Below are 16291 nucleotides of genomic sequence, written 5' to 3' on the forward strand. Positions count from 1 at the left end.
TCGAACCGGTCAGTTGGTGCGGGTCTGCTTGCTGGCCTGGACGCCGGCGCGCGAGCGCAGGTAGTACAGGCTCTTGATGTTCGGGTCGAGCAGCGCCAGCTTGTGGATCTTGCTGATGTACTGCGGGGTCGCGTCGGCCTGGAAGAACAGGTTGAGCGACTGAGCCTGGTCGATGTAGACCTGCCGGTCCGAGGCCCGGGCGAGCAGGATCTCCTGGTCGATCTCGTAGCCCGTCTTGAAGACGTCCTTCTCGTGCTCGTCGAGCCAGTCGACGTGCTGGACCGAGCCGCCGTTATCGATGATGTCGGAGATGTGCGCCTGGTCGTAGACGCCACGCTCCTCCATCACCTCGACGAGGTTCTGGTTGGCCCGCGGCATCTCGCCGGCCGAGGTGGTCTGGTTCCAGACGTTGGCGACGTACGGCTCGATGCCCTGGCTGGTGCCGCCGACGATCACCGCGGTGCTCATCGTCGGCGCGATGGCCATCAGGTGGGAGTTGCGGCGACCGACGCACCACTCCGGGATGCCCGCGACCGAACCCATCCACCGCGAGGCCGCGTCGGCGCGCGAGGAGATCCGCTCGAAGATGTCCTTGTTCAGCGCCGCCGCCTTGTCCGACTCGAACGGCACCCGCTGCTTCTGCAGGTAGTCGTGGTAGCCCATGACACCCAGCCCCAGGCTGCGGGCCTTCTCGGTGTAGCGCACCGCCCGCTCCAGGCCGCGGATGGTGCGGGCCTTGCGCAGGAACGCCTCGGCGACCGCGTCGAGGAAGACGGTCGCGACGTACGCCGTGTCCTGGTCCTTCCACTCGTCGTAGGTCGACAGGTTCAGCGAGGAGAGCACGCAGGTGTAGGAGTGGTCCTCGTCGCTGAACAGGGTGATCTCCGAGCACAGGTTGGAGGCCTTGTTCTCCAGCCCGTTGGCGCGATAGGACTCGGTCTGGGCCGCGTTCACGGTGTCGACCTTCCAGATGTAGCCCTTGCCCAGCACCACCCGGATCTTCAGCACCCGCTGGTAGCGCTCCAGCGCGTCGCGGTCCCCGGCCAGCATCCGGTCGATGAACGCCTGGCTGAAGATCCAGCCGACGTTCTTGTTGGCCGGCTCGCGGAACAGCAGGTCGGCGAGCTCGTAGAAGTCCGGGTGGTCCACCGGCAGGTAGCCCGCCCAAGAGCCGCGGCGGGTGGCGCCCTGGCTGATCTGGTTGGTCATCTCCACGAAGTTGCAGAAGACCGGGACCACGCCGTTGGCCTTGCCGTTGTCGCTGAACTTCGCGCCGCGGGGTCGAACGTCACCGAGGTACGCCGAGGTGCCGAACCCGTTCTGGGAGAGGATCGCGGCCTCCTTGAGGGTCTCGTAGAAGCCCCAGACCGAGTCCTCGACGTACGACCCCTCGCACGAGACGGGAAGGCCCCGGTCGGTGCCGAGGTTGGAGAGGACCGGAGTGGACGGCGAGAGCCAGCCGTTCCAGATCGCCTCGAAGAAGGGCTCGGTCCAGGAGACGCCGTCCTCGCGGGCGTACATCTCGTCGGCCAGCTCCCCGGCCGTCCGGGCGATCGTCTCGTAGCGCTCGCGGACACTCTGGTCGGCGACCGTGTACTTGGCCTTGAACATGGCGTAGCCCGCCGTGGTCATGAACGCGGGCACGGTGCCCTCGGCCTGCAGCGCCTTGCGTTCGGCGGAGAGGGCTTCCCAGCTGCTGTTCCCTGTGGTCATCAGAACTCGAACTCCGTCTCGCCGATGTTGCGGTTGTATTCGTTGCCGGTGACCTGGAAGAAGTCGTGGAACTGGGTGCCGTTGATGCCGTTGTAGAACCACTCGGCGATGGGGTTGGCTTCGACGCCGAACAGCGGCTCCATCCGCATGCTCTCCAGCGTCATGTCGACCCGGGACCTCACGAAGGCCTCCAGGTCGGCCTGCTCGATCCCGGCGATCGGACCGTCGGCGAAGAGCATCTCGACGATCCGGGCCTCGTGGGCGTAGAGGTGCTCCGCGACGCCGCGCACGCGCGCGAAGAGGTCCCCACGCTCGGCCTCGAACTTGTCGGCCGGCACGGTCGCGGCGTACTCGTCCAGCGTTGTGTTGAACAACCAGGCACCCCCGGTGGCGTGCAGGTTCTCGTCACGGGCGGAGAAGTTGATGCCGCTGATCACGTTCTGCAGCAGGTTCTTCCCACCGGACTGGAAGTGCTTGAGGAAGGCGAAGTTGGAGTAGAGGACGCAGTTCTCCATCAGCGTGAAGACGCTCAGCGCGTAGAGCAGGTCTTCGTCGGCGATCGCATCCCACACGAACTGGATCCGTTCGGCCAGCACCGGGTCGTTCTTGTAGGAGTCGTAGAACTCCTCGGTGTCGATCATCAGGACCTTGTTGAGCTTCGCGTAGAACGGCGCGTGCATGTTCAGTTCGGCGAACGAGAAGGCGTTGGCCATCATCTGGATCTCCGGACGCTGGAACGCGTGGAAGATCCGGTCGCCCCACACCTCGCCGCCCAGGATCAGCTCGTAGATGGTGAACAGCTTCAGCGTCGTCTTTACCGCCGCCTGCTCGGCGTCGGTCATGTTGACCAGGAAGTCCTGCTTGTCGTTCTCGACCGGGATCTCCTCGGCGGTCCAGAAGATGCTGCGCTGCTTCTTGGCCAGGTCCTCGGCCATCGGATAGTCGAAGACGTACGCCGACTTCTCGGTGCGGATCGGTAGACCCTCGGTGTCGATCATGTCCGTGCCCTTCTCTGACGGGCCCCGCGGCCCGCTCGGATGTCTCGTGCATCCGTGCCAGGGCAGGAGAGGACGGCGTCGTACGCGCTCGATCCCCTGACCTTCCCTCGAGGTCGCGGACCCCACCATGAGGTGGGCACTGGCAGGTCTTCGGACTCGTGGGCGTCATCGTGCTCGGTCCTAGTGGCCGTCGCTTCCCAGGAGCCGGCTTGCTCCCAGTGCTTCGTGACGGCGGTCGTTCCCACTCACCGCTGCGGGGCAGTCCCGGACTCACACCGGGTTCCCTCTTGCCTCTCCCACCCCGATGTCGAGGAGGGAGAACCAGCTGCGGGCACCACTATATGCGGGAACTACATCAATGCAACTTCCTAGATCTAGTGTTTCGTCGGCTCTGTGGAACGGCATGGGTGCGACCGGAGCCCCGACGTGGCATGATGCCGCCAACGGACATGAGGAAGCCGGTGGGAATCCGGCACAGTCGCGCTACTGTGACATCGCCTCGCGGCGGTGGAGTCAGACCCGAGTGTCCGTCCAACCCCAACGAACAGGGACGCACGTATCCCTGAGGAGGACATATGTCGCAGCACGCTGTGGCGCCGGTTGCCGGTGCTGATCTGCCCACCATCCCGCTCCGTGAGCTCGCCCCCTGGGCGCTCTTCTTCGGTCTGCTCGGTCTGCTGGTGCTCTTCTTCATCAGCGCCGACCAGGGCGCCGTCTCGATCCCGTCCGGCACGCTCGTCCACGAGTGGGTCCACGACGGTCGCCATCTGCTCGGCTACCCCTGCCACTGATGAGCCCGCGTGCCTTTCTCGTACGCGGCCTGCTAGCTGGACTCCTCGCCGGAGTCGCCACCTTCCTGGTGGCGTACTCCGTCGGTGAGCCGCAGGTCGGTGCTGCCATCGCGCTGGAGGAGTCGGCCGGTGCCGACGGACACTCGCACTCCCATGCCGCCGAGGGTGACGAGGGTGGTGAGGAGGCCGCCGAGGTCTCCCGCACCAACCAGAGCACCTGGGGGCTGCTGACCGGCACCCTGGCGGTCGGCGTCGCCCTCGGGGGGATCCTCGGGCTGGTCGCCGCCGCCACGATGGGCCGCCTCGGGCGGCTCACCCCGGGACAGTCGACGGCGCTCGTCACCCTGATCGGGTTCGTGGCGGTCGCGCTGGTGCCGTTCCTCAAATACCCGGCGACACCGCCGGCGGTCGGAAGCGGCGACACCATCGGCGTCCGCACCGCGGTCTACTTCGCCTTCCAGGCCCTCTCGGTCGTGGCGGCGGTGGTCGTGACGTACGCCGCGGTGCGGCTGCGCGGACGGTTCGGCACCTACCTCGCCGTCGTCGGGGCGATCGCGGCCTACCTGGTCGTGATGGTCGTCGCCGGGCAGCTGTTCACGACGGTCAACGAGGTCGGCGACTTCCCGGCCGACACGCTGTGGTTCTTCCGCCGGGCCTCGCTGATCACGCTCGCCACGATGTGGGGTGTGCTCGGAGTGGCGCTGACCGGGCTGGTCATTCGTCTGTACGCGGCAGAGCGCGCTGTCGCGGAGCGCAAGGCCCTGGCCGCCAGCCTGTGAGGTCTCGACAAGCTCGACCACCGGTCACTTGAGGCGGTAGGCCTCCACGGGACGGCCGCCGTCCAGGTGATCGCGCACGATCACCCGGGCGGCGGCCGCGTCCACGTTGCCGTACCAGACGTCGTCGGGCTGCACGCTGAGCACCGGCGCCTGGTTGCACGGGAACTGGCAGCCGGTGTGGGTGATCAGCAGGTCGTCGTCGCCGAGACCGGCCTCCATCGCGCCCAGGATCACCGCCCTGGCGGTCTCCTCCGAGCCCTTCGCGGTGCAGCGCGGGCCGCGGCAGATCAGCACCTGGCGTACGTGGCCGGGGACCCGCTCCCACGCGGGCGAGGTGAGCCCGGGCTCGGTGCCGGTGATCGGGCGGGTCTCCGTGCTCGTCGGGGCGACCTCGTCGGGCGTGGTCGCGAGCCGGGTCGCTACCTGGATCTCGGGACGACGCCCGGTACGTTCGCGCCACCAGTGCGCGGCGATCCGGCGCAACCAGGAGTGACCTGGCGCCAGCGGGCCGAGGCTGATGCCGATCAGCGTGATGGTCGCGGCGCCGGCGTCAGCGAGACGGGTCAGCTCGCGGGTGAGGGACGGGTCGCCCATCTGCAGGAAGGCGATGCTCGCGTCGTGGTCGCGCGCCCAGCCGACCAGCTCGTCGCGCCGGTCGACGTCGGTCACGGACATCCCCACGAGAACTCGTGCCTGCGACAGAGGGTCCCACCTTGTGAAGGCATTCACGAGGTCGGACCCTCTGTCATACCCAGCACCCACGTCACCGCTTCGGCGACGTCGTTGACGCTCGCGACCTCGGCGGGGCCGGCGGGCCGACGGACGATGACCACCCCCACGCCCAGCTCGGCCGCGGCGGCCATCTTCGGCCAGGTGAAGGTGCCGCCGGAGTCCTTGGTGACGAGCACGTCGGTCCCGTGCTCGCGCATCAGCGCGAGCTCGCCCTCGATCTCGTAGGGGCCACGGCTGGTCAGGAGGGTCCACGTTTCGGGAAGGTCGAGGTCGGGCCGGTCGACGACGCGGGCGAGGGCCTGGTGGCCGGCGAGCGGCGCGACGAACCGGGCGAGCTCCTGGCGCCCGACCGTGAGGAAGGGCCGCCGCCCGAGATCGGCGGCGAGCGCGGCGGCCTCGTCGTGGGTGTCGACGTAGGACCAGGCGGGGTCCGCCGGCCAGCCCGGCCGCTCCAGCCGGAGCAGCGGGTGTCCGGTCCGTGCGCAGGCCGCGGCGGCGTTGGCCGAGATGCCGCGTGCGAACGGGTGCGTCGCGTCGACGACCGCGTCGAAGTGGTCGAGAGCCCCCCTCAAGCCCTCGACCCCTCCGAACCCGCCGATCCGGACCGCGCCGACCGGAAGCCGGGGCCGAGCCACCCTGCCGGCCAGCGAGGACGTGACGTCCACGCCCGCCTCGACCAGCCGTGCCGCCAGGTCTCGCGCTTCCCCGGTCCCGCCCAGGATCAGGAGTCTCATCGGGTTACCGGTCCCGTTCGAGCCAGCTCGAGCAGCGCGTCGACGTCGAGATGCTTCTCGACGAGGTCGCCGATCAGGTCCAGGCGTCGCTCACGGGCGGCCGGGAAGGAGACGCCGGACGGCTCACGACCCAGCGTCGCCGCGAGGAACGCGCCGCGAAGGGCGTCGCCCTCCAAGGATCCGTGCCACATCGTCCCGAAGACCTGGCCGGACCGCGCGCCACCGAGAAACTCTGTGACCCCGTCGCCGCGGGTGATCCGGCCATGGTGGATCTCGTAGCCGCTCGCCTCGACCCCGAGCGCCGACCCGGTGGGAAGACGGAGGTTCTTGGCGGGGGTGAAGTCGGTGCGTACGTCGAGCAGGCCCAGTCCTTCGACCTCAGCCACGGACCCCTCGACACCCTCGGGGTCGGCGATCGTGCCGCCGAGCATCTGGAAGCCACCGCAGATCCCGAGGAGCGGGCGACCCCGGCGTACGTGCTCGGTCAGGGCCACGTCGAGCCCGCGTGAGCGGAGCCAGGCGAGGTCGCTGATCGTGGACCGGGTGCCGGGCAGCACGACGAGATCGGCGTCGGAGATGTCAGCCGGAGAGGCCGCGAAGACGACGTCGAGGTCCGGCTCCAGACCGAGCGCGTCGACGTCGGTGAAGTTGGAGATGCGGGGGAGACGTACGACCGCGACCTTGCGGGTCGCGCCGGCCGCCGCGCGGCGTCCCTCGAGATCGAGCGCGTCCTCGGAGTCGAGCCACAGCGACGGGTCCCAGGGCAGTACCCCGAAGACCCGGCGCTCGGTGAGCGACTCCAGCGAGTCGAGCCCGGGCTTCAGCAGACCCGCGTCGCCGCGGAACTTGTTGATGATGAAACCGCTGATCAGGGCCTGGTCCTCGGGTTCGAGGAGGGCCAAGGTGCCGTACATCGCCGCGAAGACCCCACCACGGTCGATGTCGCCCACGACCACGGTCGGCAGCCCGGCGTGCTGGGCGAGCCCCATGTTGACGTAGTCGCCGGCGCGCAGGTTGATCTCGGCCGGGCTGCCGGCACCCTCGGCGACGATGACCTCGAAACGTGAGGCGAGATCGTCGTACGCCGCATGGGCCGCGGTCGCCAGATGACGGCGCCCCGCCTCCCAGTCGTGGGAGGACACCTCGCCCGCGGGATGCCCCATCAGCACGACGTGGCTGCGGCGGTCGGAGCCGGGCTTGAGCAGCACCGGGTTCATCGCCGGCTCCGGGGTGACGCGCGCCGCCAGCGCCTGCACCCACTGCGCCCGGCCGATCTCCGCCGTCGTCCCGTCGGGTCCCTCGCAGACCATCGAGTTGTTGGACATGTTCTGGGCCTTGTAGGGCGCCACCTTCACCCCACGGCGGGCGAACGCCCGGCACAGCCCGGTCGTCACGACCGACTTGCCCGCATCCGAGGTGGTGCCGGCGACCAGCAGCCCGCTCATCGGCGCGGGGCTCGCAACAGATAGATGTCCATCACCCAGCCGGACGTCTCGCGCAACCGTGCCCGAGCGGTCTCGATCGCCGGCAGGACCTCGCCGACCGTGCCTGCGACCAGCTCCTCCTCACGCGTGCCGAGGTTGCCGCCCCACCAGATCCGCCAGTCCTCGAGCCCGGGGAGGTCGACGACGCGGTTGAGCATCACCACGAGGTTGTCGTGCCCGGCCTCGACGGCCTCGAGCACCGCGCGGCCGGTGGTGACGTAGAGCGGGCGCCCGACGTCGTGGAGGACCAGGCGGTGGCGGGCGGCGAGCAGCTGCACCGAGGAGATGCCGGGGATGACGTCGACCTCGACGTCGAGCTCTTCGGCGATCTGGTCGACGACCCGGATCGTGGAGTCGTAGAAGGCCGGGTCGCCCCAGACCAGGAAGCCGACGTCGCCGGGATGCTCAGCGAGCACGGCGAGGTAACGCTCGACCCGGGCGCGGTGCCAGTCCCGGACGGCTGCCTGGTAGTCCTCGTCGGTCCCGGTGAACTCCTCGCGACGCTCGCGGGGTGCGTCGTCGACCTTGACCACCCGTGCGGGTTGGTCGAGGTGTCGGTCGAGGAGCTCCTCACGAGCCCGGACCAGCGGGTCGGGCATGCCCTTCTTCACCGTGCCGGACTTGTCGGTGACCAGGAAGTAGTCGACCGACCGCATCGCGGCGACGGCCTCGAGGGTGACCTGGTCGGGGTCCCCGGGCCCGACGCCGATGATCTTGATCCGACGCGTCACTCGTCCTCCAGATCGCCTTCGATGTCGAGATAGATCTCCTGCATCTGCGCGACCAGCTCGGGGTCGGGGGACTCCCACAGCCCGCGCTCGGCCGCCTCGTGCAGCCGTTCCACGATCCCACGCAGCGCCCACGGGTTCGAGGTCCGCATGAACTCCTGGTTGGTCTCGTCCAGGACGTACTCGCGGGCGAGCTTCTCGTACATCCAGTCCTGCACCACACCGGCGGTCGCGTCGAAGCCGAAGAGGTAGTCGACGGTGGCGGCCAGCTCGAAGGCGCCCTTGTAGCCGTGGCGCTGCATCGCCGAGATCCAGCGCGGGTTGACCACCCGGGCCCGGAAGACGCGGTTGGTCTCCTCCTGCAGCGTGCGGGTCTTGATGGCGTCGGGGGAGGTGGAGTCGCCGACGTACGCCTTGGGGTCCGAGCCGGTCAGCGCGCGGACGGTGGCGACCATGCCGCCGTGGTATTGGAAGTAGTCGTCGGAGTCGGCGATGTCGTGCTCGGCCGAGTCGACGTTCTTGGCGGCGACCTTGATCCGGCGGTAGTTGGCGCGCATGTCGTCGGCCGCCGGAGCGCCGTCGAGGTCACGGCCGTAGGCGAAGCCGCCCCAGGCCGTGTAGACATCCGCCAGATCGGCGTCGGAGCGCCAGTTGCCGGCCTCGATCACCTGCAGGATCCCGGCGCCGTACGAGCCTGGCTTGGAGCCGAAGATCCGCGACGTCGCCCGGCGCTGGTCGCCGTGCTCGGCGAGGTCGGCGAGCGTGTGCGCGCGGACGAAGTTGTCCTCGGCCGGCTCGTCGAGGTCGGCCACCATCCGGACCGCATCGTCGAGCATCGAGACGACGTGCGGGAACGCGTCGCGGAAGAACCCGGAGATGCGTACGGTCACATCGATCCGGGGCCGTCCCAGCTCCTCGAGCGGAATGATCTCGAGGTGGGTGATCCGGCGCGAGGCCTCGTCCCACTCGGGACGTACGCCGAGGAGCGCGAGCACCTCGGCGATGTCGTCGCCGGCCGTACGCATTGCGGACGTGCCCCACACCGAGAGCCCGACCGAGGCTGGGTAGTCGCCGGTCTCGTCGAGGTAGCGCTGCAGCAGCGAGTCGGCCATCGCCTGGCCGGTCTGCCAGGCCAGCCGGCTCGGGACCGCGCGCGGGTCGACGGTGTAGAAGTTGCGCCCGGTGGGGAGTACGTTGACGAGCCCCCGCAGCGGCGACCCCGACGGCCCGGCGGGGACGAAGCCGCCGTCCAGGGCGTGCAGGATCGCGGACAGCTCGTCGGTCGTCTTGGCCAGCCGGGGGACGACCTCGGTCGCGGCGAAGGCCAGCACCTGCTGAACCGCCGGGTCGTCATGGAGCGTCTCGGCGGTGGCCGGGTCCCAGCCGGCCGCGTCCATCCGCTGCACGAGGTCGCGCGCCCGGGTCTCGATCTCGTCGACGGCCCGGGTGTCGGCACCCTCCTTGAGGCCGAGTGCGGCCCGCAGGCCGGGCACGGCGCCGCCGACGCCGCCCCACACCTGTGCGGCCCGCAGGATCGAGAGGACCAGGTTGACCCGCGCCTCGCCCTCGGGAGCGCCGCCCAGCACGTGCAGACCGTCGCGGATCTGGGCGTCCTTGATCTCGCATAGCCAGCCGTCGATGTGCAGCATGAAGTCGTCGAAGTCGTCGTCCTCGGGCCGCTCCTCCATGCCGAGGTCGCGGTGGAGCTCGGCGGCCTTCATCAGCTGCCAGATCTCGCCGCGGATGGCGGGCAGCTTGGCCGGGTCCATGGAGGAGATCCGGTCGTACTCCTCCATCAGCCCCTCCAGCCGGGCGATGTCGCCGTAGGACTCCGCACGGGCCATCGGCGGCACCAGGTGGTCGACGATCGTCGCGTGCGCGCGGCGCTTCGCCTGCGCGCCCTCGCCTGGGTCGTTGACCAGGAACGGGTAGATCAGCGGCATGTTGCCGATCGCGGCATCCGGGCCGCAGGAGGCCGACAGTGCGGCGTTCTTGCCGGGCAGCCACTCCATCGAGCCGTGCTTGCCCAGGTGCACCACAGCGTCGGCCCGGAAGCCGTGCTCGAGCCAGCGATAGGCGCCGAGGTAGTGGTGCGACGGCGGCAGGTCCGGGTCGTGGTAGATCGCGACCGGGTTCTCGCCGAACCCGCGCGGCGGCTGGATCAGGATGACGATGTTGCCGGCCTGGAGCGTGGCCAGCACGAGCTCGCCGTCGTCGTTGACGAACAGGTTCCCCGGCGACTCGCCCCAGGTCTCGACCATCTGTTCGCGCAGGTCAGCGGGGAGATCCTTGGTCCACTCGTCGTAGGACGCCTTGGAGATCCGGACGTGGGCGTCGGTGAGCTGCGCGTTGGTCAGCCACTCCTCGTCCTGACCACCGGCGGCGATCAGCGCGTGGATCAGCGCGTCACCGGCCGCCGTGTCGTCAGCGCCGTCGAGGAGGCGTACGACCTCGTTGTCCTGCCCCAGGTCATAGCCCTCCTCGCGGAGCCGGCGGAGCATCCGGATCGCGGAGACCGGGGTGTCCAGGCCGACCGCGTTGCCGATGCGGGCGTGCTTGGTGGGGTAGGCGGAGAGCACCAGCGCGAGGCGCTTCTCGGCGTTGGGCGTGTGGCGAAGTCGGGCGTGGTTGACCGCGATCCGGGCCACCCGCGCGGCCCGCTCGGGGTCGGCGACGTAGTGGGGGAGGCCCTGCTCGTCGAGCTCCTTGAAGGAGAACGGGGCGGTGATGATCCGCCCGTCGAACTCCGGGATCGCGATCTGGTTGGCCGAGTCGAGCGGCGTCACGCCGTCGTCGGAGGCCTCCCACTCCGCCCGCGACGAGGTCAGACACAGGCCCTGCAGCACCGGGATGTCCAGCGCCGCCATCCGCTCCACGTCCCAGGCCTCGTCCTCGCCACCGGCGGAGGCGGACGCGGGCACCGAGCCGCCGGCCGCGAGCACGGTCACGATGAGCGCGTCCAGGCTGCCGAGCGCCTCGTAGAGATCGTCGGGGGCCGAGCGCAGCGACCCTGCGAAGACGGGTACGCCGGTGGCCTGCCCGGTCGCGTCGATGGCATCGGCCAGGGCGTGCGCGAACGCGGTGTTGCCGCTGGTCTCGTGGGCGCGGTAGTAGAGGATCCCGATGCGAGGCCGGTCATCGAGCGCCGTCCGGTGATCGAGCGCCGTCCGGTGATCGAGCGCCGTCCGGTGATCGAGCGCCGTCCGGTGATCGAGCTTGTCGAGATCCCCGACAGACGAGACCCGCTCCGCGAACCCCCAGGCCGGCACCTCCGCCGGCGGCTCGAACCCGAACCCGGTCAGCAGCACCGTGTCGGAGAGGAACGCGTGCAGCTGGGCGAGGTTGGCCGGCCCGCCCTCGGCGAGATAGCGGTGTGCCTCCGCGGCGACGCCGATCGGCACCGTCGAGTGCTCCATCAGCTCGGCGCTCGGCTGCTGCTCGCCACCGAGGACCACCACCGGGATGCCGCGCTCCTTGACGGCGCCCAGCCCGTCCCACAGGTCGGACGGCGAACCGAGGAGCCGGAAGACGACCAGGTCCGCGTCGGCGACGACGGCCTCGAGGTCGGTGGCCCGCGACGGGTTCGCCCAGGCGTAGTCGGCGCCGCTGGCGCGGGCCGAGAGAAGGTCGGTGTCCGAGGTGGACAGCAGGGCGATGCGTACGCGTGCAGAGTCGGCCATGCCGGGTTCCTCCTAGGGGTTCTCGCCCCGTCGATCGGTCGGATCACCCGTGGCCAGTGTCTGGCTGCGTCCGCGCTCTCGAGCACGGACATCACAGTGGCGGAACCGCCCCGGACTCTCACCGGGTTCCTGCACCACGAGCGTGCCCGCAGCCTACCCCGCGCGGTGGGCGAGCCAGGCCTCGCGGGTGATCTCGTACTCGACCTCACCGTCCGCGTGCCCGGCCAGCGGCTCCTCCCACTCCTGGTCGAAGCGGCGTACGAAGCTCATCCCGACCGAGACCATCGTCGCGCGGGAGGCCTCGTTGACGGCCATCGTCTGCGCGATCACCCGCTCGATGCCGAGATCCTCGAACCCGTGCCGGAGCAGCTCGAGCGAGCCCTCCTTCGCGTAGCCCTGCCGCCAGTTCCGCTGGGGGAGCCGATAGCCGAGCTCGGCCGCATCGGTGCGCGGCGGGTTGTCGGGCAGCTCGAACATGTAGAGCCCGACGGCCTCACCCGCCGCCGAGTACCCGATCCACTTGCCCAGCGCCTCCGTCTCCCGCGCCGAGCGGAGCCACGTGTGCATCCGCTCCTCGGTCTCCGCCGGCGTCAGCGCCCGGGTGAACAGATGGCGCAGCACCACCGGATCGGAGTTGAGGTCGACCAGGAACGGCAGGTGCTCCTCGCTCAGCGGGACCAGCTCGAGGCGCTCGGTGTGCAGGATCGCTTGGGGCATGAGCGAGAGGCTAACCACGAGGTACGCCGCCGGCACCTGGTTTCTGGGCCAGGCCGAGGTGGCGCAGCGCCCGTCGGGCGGCGTGGTAGCCGCACATGCCGTGCACGCCCGGCGCCGGCGGCGTCGCGGCGGAGCACAGGAACATCCCCGGGATGCCGGTGTCGTAGGTGGCGAGGGTGGGGCGGATGACGAGCTGGCGCAGCGTGTTGGCGCCGCTGCCGATGTCGCCGCCGACGTAGTTGAGGTTGTAGGCCGCATAGTCGGCCGGGGTGGTGACGTGGGTGTCGACGATCTGCGAACGGAAGCCGGGTGCGAAGCGCTCGATCTGGGCCAGGACCGCGTCGGTCGCATCGCCCTCGTAGGCGTGCGGGACCTGGGCGTAGGCCCAGACCGGGTTGAGGCCGCCGGCCGAGCGCGACGGGTCGGCGACGTACTGCTGTCCCACGAGCACGAACGGTCGCTCCGGCATCCGGCCGTCCGCGATCGCCCGCTCGCTCGCCGCCACCTCCGCGATCGTCCCGCCGAGGTGCACGGTGCCCGCGCGCCCGACCTGCGGGTCGCGCCAGGGGATGTCGCCGCGTAGCGCCAGATCGAGCTTGTATGCCGCCGGTCCGTGCTGCCACCGCCGCATGGCCCGTCGTGGCCGCTGCGGCAGAGCGTCCCCGACGATGTCGGCGAAGCCGCCGGGGCTGGTGTCGAAGAGGGTGACGTCCGCCTCGGGCAGGTCGGCGCGGCTGCGGACCGTGACGCCGGTGACGACGGTGCCGCCCAGCTCTTCGAGGAGCCTCGCCAGGGCGAGGGTGATCGAGTGGGAGCCGCCCTCGGCGACGGGCCACCCATGCCGGTGCCCGCTGACCACGAGCATCGTGCCCACCGCCGAGGTGCCGGGCCGGTCGAGTGGCTGGAACGCGTGCGCGGCGCAGCCCGCGAAGAGTGCTCTCGCCTTCTCCTCCCGGAACGCCCGCGCGAGCACGGTCGCCGGCGGAGCGGCCCGGAGCCCGAAGCCGGCCATCCGGAACGGCGTCCTCGGCAGGCGCAGCAGCGGAGCGAGGATCTGGTCGGTGAGCGAGTCGAAGTCGCGCACGACGGGGCCGAACACCTGCTCCCAGCGCCGTCCATCGGCACCCAGCCCGGCAGCCGTCGTCTCGACCGAACGGTGCAGCAGCGCCGCCTCGCCCCCATCGAGCGGGTGGGCGAGCTCGATCTCGGGAAAGCGCCAGGTCAGGCCGTATCTCTCCAGCTCCAGCTCGCGGAAGAGGGGCGAGGCCACCCCGAGCGGATGGATCGCCGAGCAGACGTCGTGGCGCAGGCCGGGGAGGGTCAGCTCGGCGGTTCGGGTGCCGCCGCCGACCGTCTCGCCGGCCTCGAGGACCGTGACCTGCACTCCATGACGCGCCAGCACGATCGCGGCCGCCAGGCCGTTGGGACCGGCGCCGACGACGGTTGCGGTGTGCGTCATGGCGACAAGTTATTCGTTCAGGACCCGGTTGGCGACCGCGAAGGCGGTGTTGGCGGCGGGCACGCCGACGTAGATCGAGGTCTGCAGGATCACCTCGATGATCTCCTCGCGAGTCAGCCCGTTGGTGAGCGCGGCGCGGAGATGGAACTCGAGCTCCTCGAAGTGGCGACCTGCGACCAGGGCGGTGAGCACACCGATCGAACGGTCACGACGGGCGAGGCCCGGGCGGGTCCAGATCGTGCCCCAGGCGTAGCGGGTGATCAGGTCCTGGTAGTCGCGGTTGACGTCGGTGATCGCGGCAGTGGCCCGGTCGACGTGAGCGTCGCCGAGCACCTGGCGGCGTACGTTCATCCCGGCCGCATAGGCCGGGTCCGCCGCGGTGACGTGCGAGGTGATCAGGCTGGCGACGGCGTGCGGTGCCTCCGCGGGAGCGAGGTGGCCGACGCCGTCGAGGGCGACGAGCCGCCCGCTGCGCACGCCCACGGCGATCTCCTCGAGCGAGGCCGGCGGGGTCGGGGCGTCGTCGACCCCGGCGATCGCCAGGACCGGCGCGGTGATCTCGGCGAGTCGGCCGCGGACGTCGTACGCCGCCAGTGCGTCACACACGAGCGCATAGCTCTCCGCGTCGGCGTCGCGCAGCGAGTGGAGCAGGATGCCGCCCCGCTCGGGCTGGCGCTCCAGGAAGCCGGGGGCGAACCAGCGCTGGGTGGATCCGGCGATCTGGGAGGCGGTGCCGGCCTCGCGGACCGTCGCTGCCCGGTCGTTCCAGCCCGCGGGCTCGCCGATCTTGGCGCCGGTGTTGGTGAGCACCGCGGCCTCCACCCGAGTGGGCGCGTCGAGCAGCAGCTGGAGCCCGACAGCCCCACCGACCGAGTCGCCGGCGTAGGCGAAGGCGCCGTGGCGCTCTCCGCGGTCGGTGAGAACCCGGTCGACGCTCGCCAGGACGCCGGCCGCGAGGTCGGCCATCGAGAACGCGTCGGTGGTGGGGGTGCCGTGGCCGTGGCCCGGGAGCTCCCAGCCGATGACGTGGAAGCTGTCCGCGAGCAGCTCAGCGGTGGCGCTCCACAGCGCGGTCACCGAGGTGCCCAGGGACGGTCCGACCACCAGGAGCGGCTTGCTCGCGTCTCCGGCCAGCTCGACTGCGGTGATTCTCGGGGTCATGACCCTTCCCTTCAAAGTTCTGTCTTCCAGGTTTCGTGGGCTCGGGCGATGGTGGTGTCGATGAGCGCGTCGGCAGCGCCGAGACTGAACTCGAGAGAATTGGCCGCGAGCCCGGAGGCGGCCTCGGATCCGGAGAGTACGCGGTGTCCTGAGCTTGTCGAAGGGCCGTCACCCACGAACTCCGTCAGCGACCGCTGCTCGGCCAGCAGGTCAGCCCCTGCGGCCTCGGCGGTGGCCCGCATCCGGGCGGCGTCGACACGGAGCCCGGCGAGCAGCTCGCTGGTCTGCGAGGCCGCGACGGCGCTGCGACGGGCGAGGGTCTGCAGGGTCTCCCACTCGACGTGCCAGGCACCGTCGGGCCGCTCGTCGACGTAGCTCGCCGCGGCGGTGTGGAGGGTCGAGGCGAGCGAGGGAGCAGCGAGTGCGTGGCGACGGATCAGGACCGAGAGCACCGGGTTCGACTTGTGGGGCATGGTCGAGGAGCCGCCGCGCCCAGCGCCTGCCGGCTCGGAGAGCTCGCCGATCTCCGGGCGAGTCATCAGGGTGACGTCGGTGGCGATCCGGCCCCAGGTGTCCGCCGTGGTGACCAGCGCATCGGCCGCCGCGGTCAGCGGGGCGCGATTGGTGTGCCAGGGCGTCCGAGGGACCAAGTCGAGGGCGTTCGCCGTGGCCGAGACCGCCGCCTGTGCTGCCGCCACCGGGTCGGCGAGGCCACGGAGCCGGGCCAGCTCGACGACCGCCGCCAAAGTCCCGGCCGCGCCGCCGACCTGGGCAGGCAGCGACGTCCGAGCGTGCCGGAGACCCTCAACGGCGTCGGTCAGGCCGGAGAGCCAGGTCGCGGCCTTGAGACCGAACGTGATCGGCACCGCGTGCTGGGTCAGGGTGCGCCCGGCCATCACGGTGGCGCGGTGCTCCCGAGCGAGTCCGACCAGTGCGGCAGCCTGGGAGGCGAGCTCACCCTCGACCCGGTCGAGCACATCACGCAGACAGAGCACGAGCGCGGTGTCGACGACGTCCTGGCTGGTCAGGCCCTTGTGGAGCCATCTGGCGGCCTCGCCGTCGAGGCGGCCACGCAGGAGCTTGACGAGCCCGATGACCGGGTTGCCCCCGCCTTCCGCGCCCTCGGCAAGCACAGGAACATCATCCGCGGAGACCAGGTCGGCCAGCGGCGTACGCGCTTCTTCCGGGGCGATCCCGGAGGAGACGGCCGCGGCCAGCCAGGCTTCCTCGACCCGCACCATCGCGGCGAGATAGGCGCCCTCGGAGAAGAGATCCCCGGCGCGCTCCTCGCCGGGCCACAACAGCGACATTCGAC

Annotated in this window: 13 protein-coding genes and 2 riboswitches; of the genes, 2 read left to right on the forward strand and 11 right to left on the reverse strand. The window is 70.5% G+C overall.

The window, feature by feature from the left end:
- Positions 1 to 9: 9 nt before the first annotated feature.
- Both WBG06_RS23655 and WBG06_RS23660 read right to left on the reverse strand, forming a co-directional pair.
- Positions 10 to 1713: a ribonucleotide reductase N-terminal alpha domain-containing protein gene (locus WBG06_RS23655; protein WP_336739830.1), complete on the reverse strand. Its 1704-nt coding sequence runs from the start codon at positions 1711 to 1713 to the stop codon at positions 10 to 12.
- Positions 1713 to 2711: a ribonucleotide-diphosphate reductase subunit beta gene (locus WBG06_RS23660; protein ID WP_336739832.1), complete on the reverse strand. Its 999-nt coding sequence runs from the start codon at positions 2709 to 2711 to the stop codon at positions 1713 to 1715. Before WBG06_RS23660 ends, WBG06_RS23655 begins: the two co-directional genes overlap by 1 nt.
- Before the next feature lie 124 nt (positions 2712 to 2835).
- Positions 2836 to 3053: riboswitch (cobalamin riboswitch) on the reverse strand.
- Between the two features lie 233 nt (positions 3054 to 3286).
- Here WBG06_RS23660 and WBG06_RS23665 point away from each other — a divergent pair.
- Entirely contained in the window at positions 3287 to 3502 is a 216-nt protein-coding gene (locus WBG06_RS23665; protein WP_179659100.1) for a CbtB domain-containing protein, read from the forward strand.
- Positions 3502 to 4281, forward strand: a complete 780-nt coding sequence (locus WBG06_RS23670; RefSeq protein WP_336739836.1) for a CbtA family protein — start codon at positions 3502 to 3504, stop codon at positions 4279 to 4281. Before WBG06_RS23665 ends, WBG06_RS23670 begins: the two co-directional genes overlap by 1 nt.
- 24 nt (positions 4282 to 4305) lie before the next feature.
- Here WBG06_RS23670 and WBG06_RS23675 read toward each other — a convergent pair whose 3' ends face one another.
- From WBG06_RS23675 to WBG06_RS23715, 9 genes are all read right to left on the reverse strand, one after another.
- Positions 4306 to 4956: a (2Fe-2S) ferredoxin domain-containing protein gene (locus tag WBG06_RS23675; RefSeq protein WP_336739838.1), complete on the reverse strand. Its 651-nt coding sequence runs from the start codon at positions 4954 to 4956 to the stop codon at positions 4306 to 4308.
- A 50-nt stretch (positions 4957 to 5006) separates the two neighbouring features.
- Positions 5007 to 5747 (reverse strand): cobalt-precorrin-6A reductase, encoded by a 741-nt coding sequence (locus WBG06_RS23680; RefSeq protein WP_336739840.1) that lies wholly within the window; start codon positions 5745 to 5747, stop codon positions 5007 to 5009.
- A complete protein-coding gene (locus WBG06_RS23685) occupies positions 5744 to 7192 on the reverse strand; it encodes a cobyric acid synthase (RefSeq protein ID WP_336739842.1) in 1449 nt (482 codons plus the stop codon). Before WBG06_RS23685 ends, WBG06_RS23680 begins: the two co-directional genes overlap by 4 nt.
- A complete protein-coding gene (gene cobF / locus WBG06_RS23690; protein WP_336739844.1) occupies positions 7189 to 7962 on the reverse strand; it encodes a precorrin-6A synthase (deacetylating) in 774 nt (257 codons plus the stop codon). Before cobF ends, WBG06_RS23685 begins: the two co-directional genes overlap by 4 nt.
- Entirely contained in the window at positions 7959 to 11639 is a 3681-nt protein-coding gene (gene cobN, locus WBG06_RS23695) for a cobaltochelatase subunit CobN (RefSeq protein WP_336739845.1), read from the reverse strand. The genes cobF and cobN overlap by 4 nt, the downstream gene beginning before the upstream one ends.
- Positions 11640 to 11673: 34 nt before the next feature.
- Positions 11674 to 11793, reverse strand: a riboswitch (cobalamin riboswitch).
- The gene (locus WBG06_RS23700; protein WP_336739847.1) at positions 11793 to 12356 is read right to left on the reverse strand and encodes a GNAT family N-acetyltransferase; all 564 of its coding nucleotides are present in this window, start codon (positions 12354 to 12356) and stop codon (positions 11793 to 11795) included. It overlaps the preceding riboswitch by 1 nt.
- Positions 12357 to 12366: 10 nt before the next feature.
- Positions 12367 to 13815 carry a phytoene desaturase family protein gene (locus WBG06_RS23705; RefSeq protein WP_336739848.1) on the reverse strand — a complete coding sequence of 483 codons (1449 nt, stop codon included), beginning with the start codon at positions 13813 to 13815 and terminating at the stop codon, positions 12367 to 12369.
- A 9-nt stretch (positions 13816 to 13824) separates the two neighbouring features.
- Complete coding sequence (gene pcaDC, locus WBG06_RS23710) at positions 13825 to 14976, reverse strand: bifunctional 3-oxoadipate enol-lactonase/4-carboxymuconolactone decarboxylase PcaDC (RefSeq protein WP_336739849.1); 1152 nt, start codon at positions 14974 to 14976, stop codon at positions 13825 to 13827.
- 11 nt (positions 14977 to 14987) lie between these two features.
- Positions 14988 to 16286 carry a lyase family protein gene (locus WBG06_RS23715; RefSeq protein ID WP_336739851.1) on the reverse strand — a complete coding sequence of 433 codons (1299 nt, stop codon included), beginning with the start codon at positions 16284 to 16286 and terminating at the stop codon, positions 14988 to 14990.
- Positions 16287 to 16291 lie beyond the last annotated feature (5 nt).

It is taken from the genome of Nocardioides sp. CCNWLW239, from assembly GCF_037137035.1.
Taxonomy (GTDB): Bacteria; Actinomycetota; Actinomycetes; order Propionibacteriales; family Nocardioidaceae; genus Nocardioides.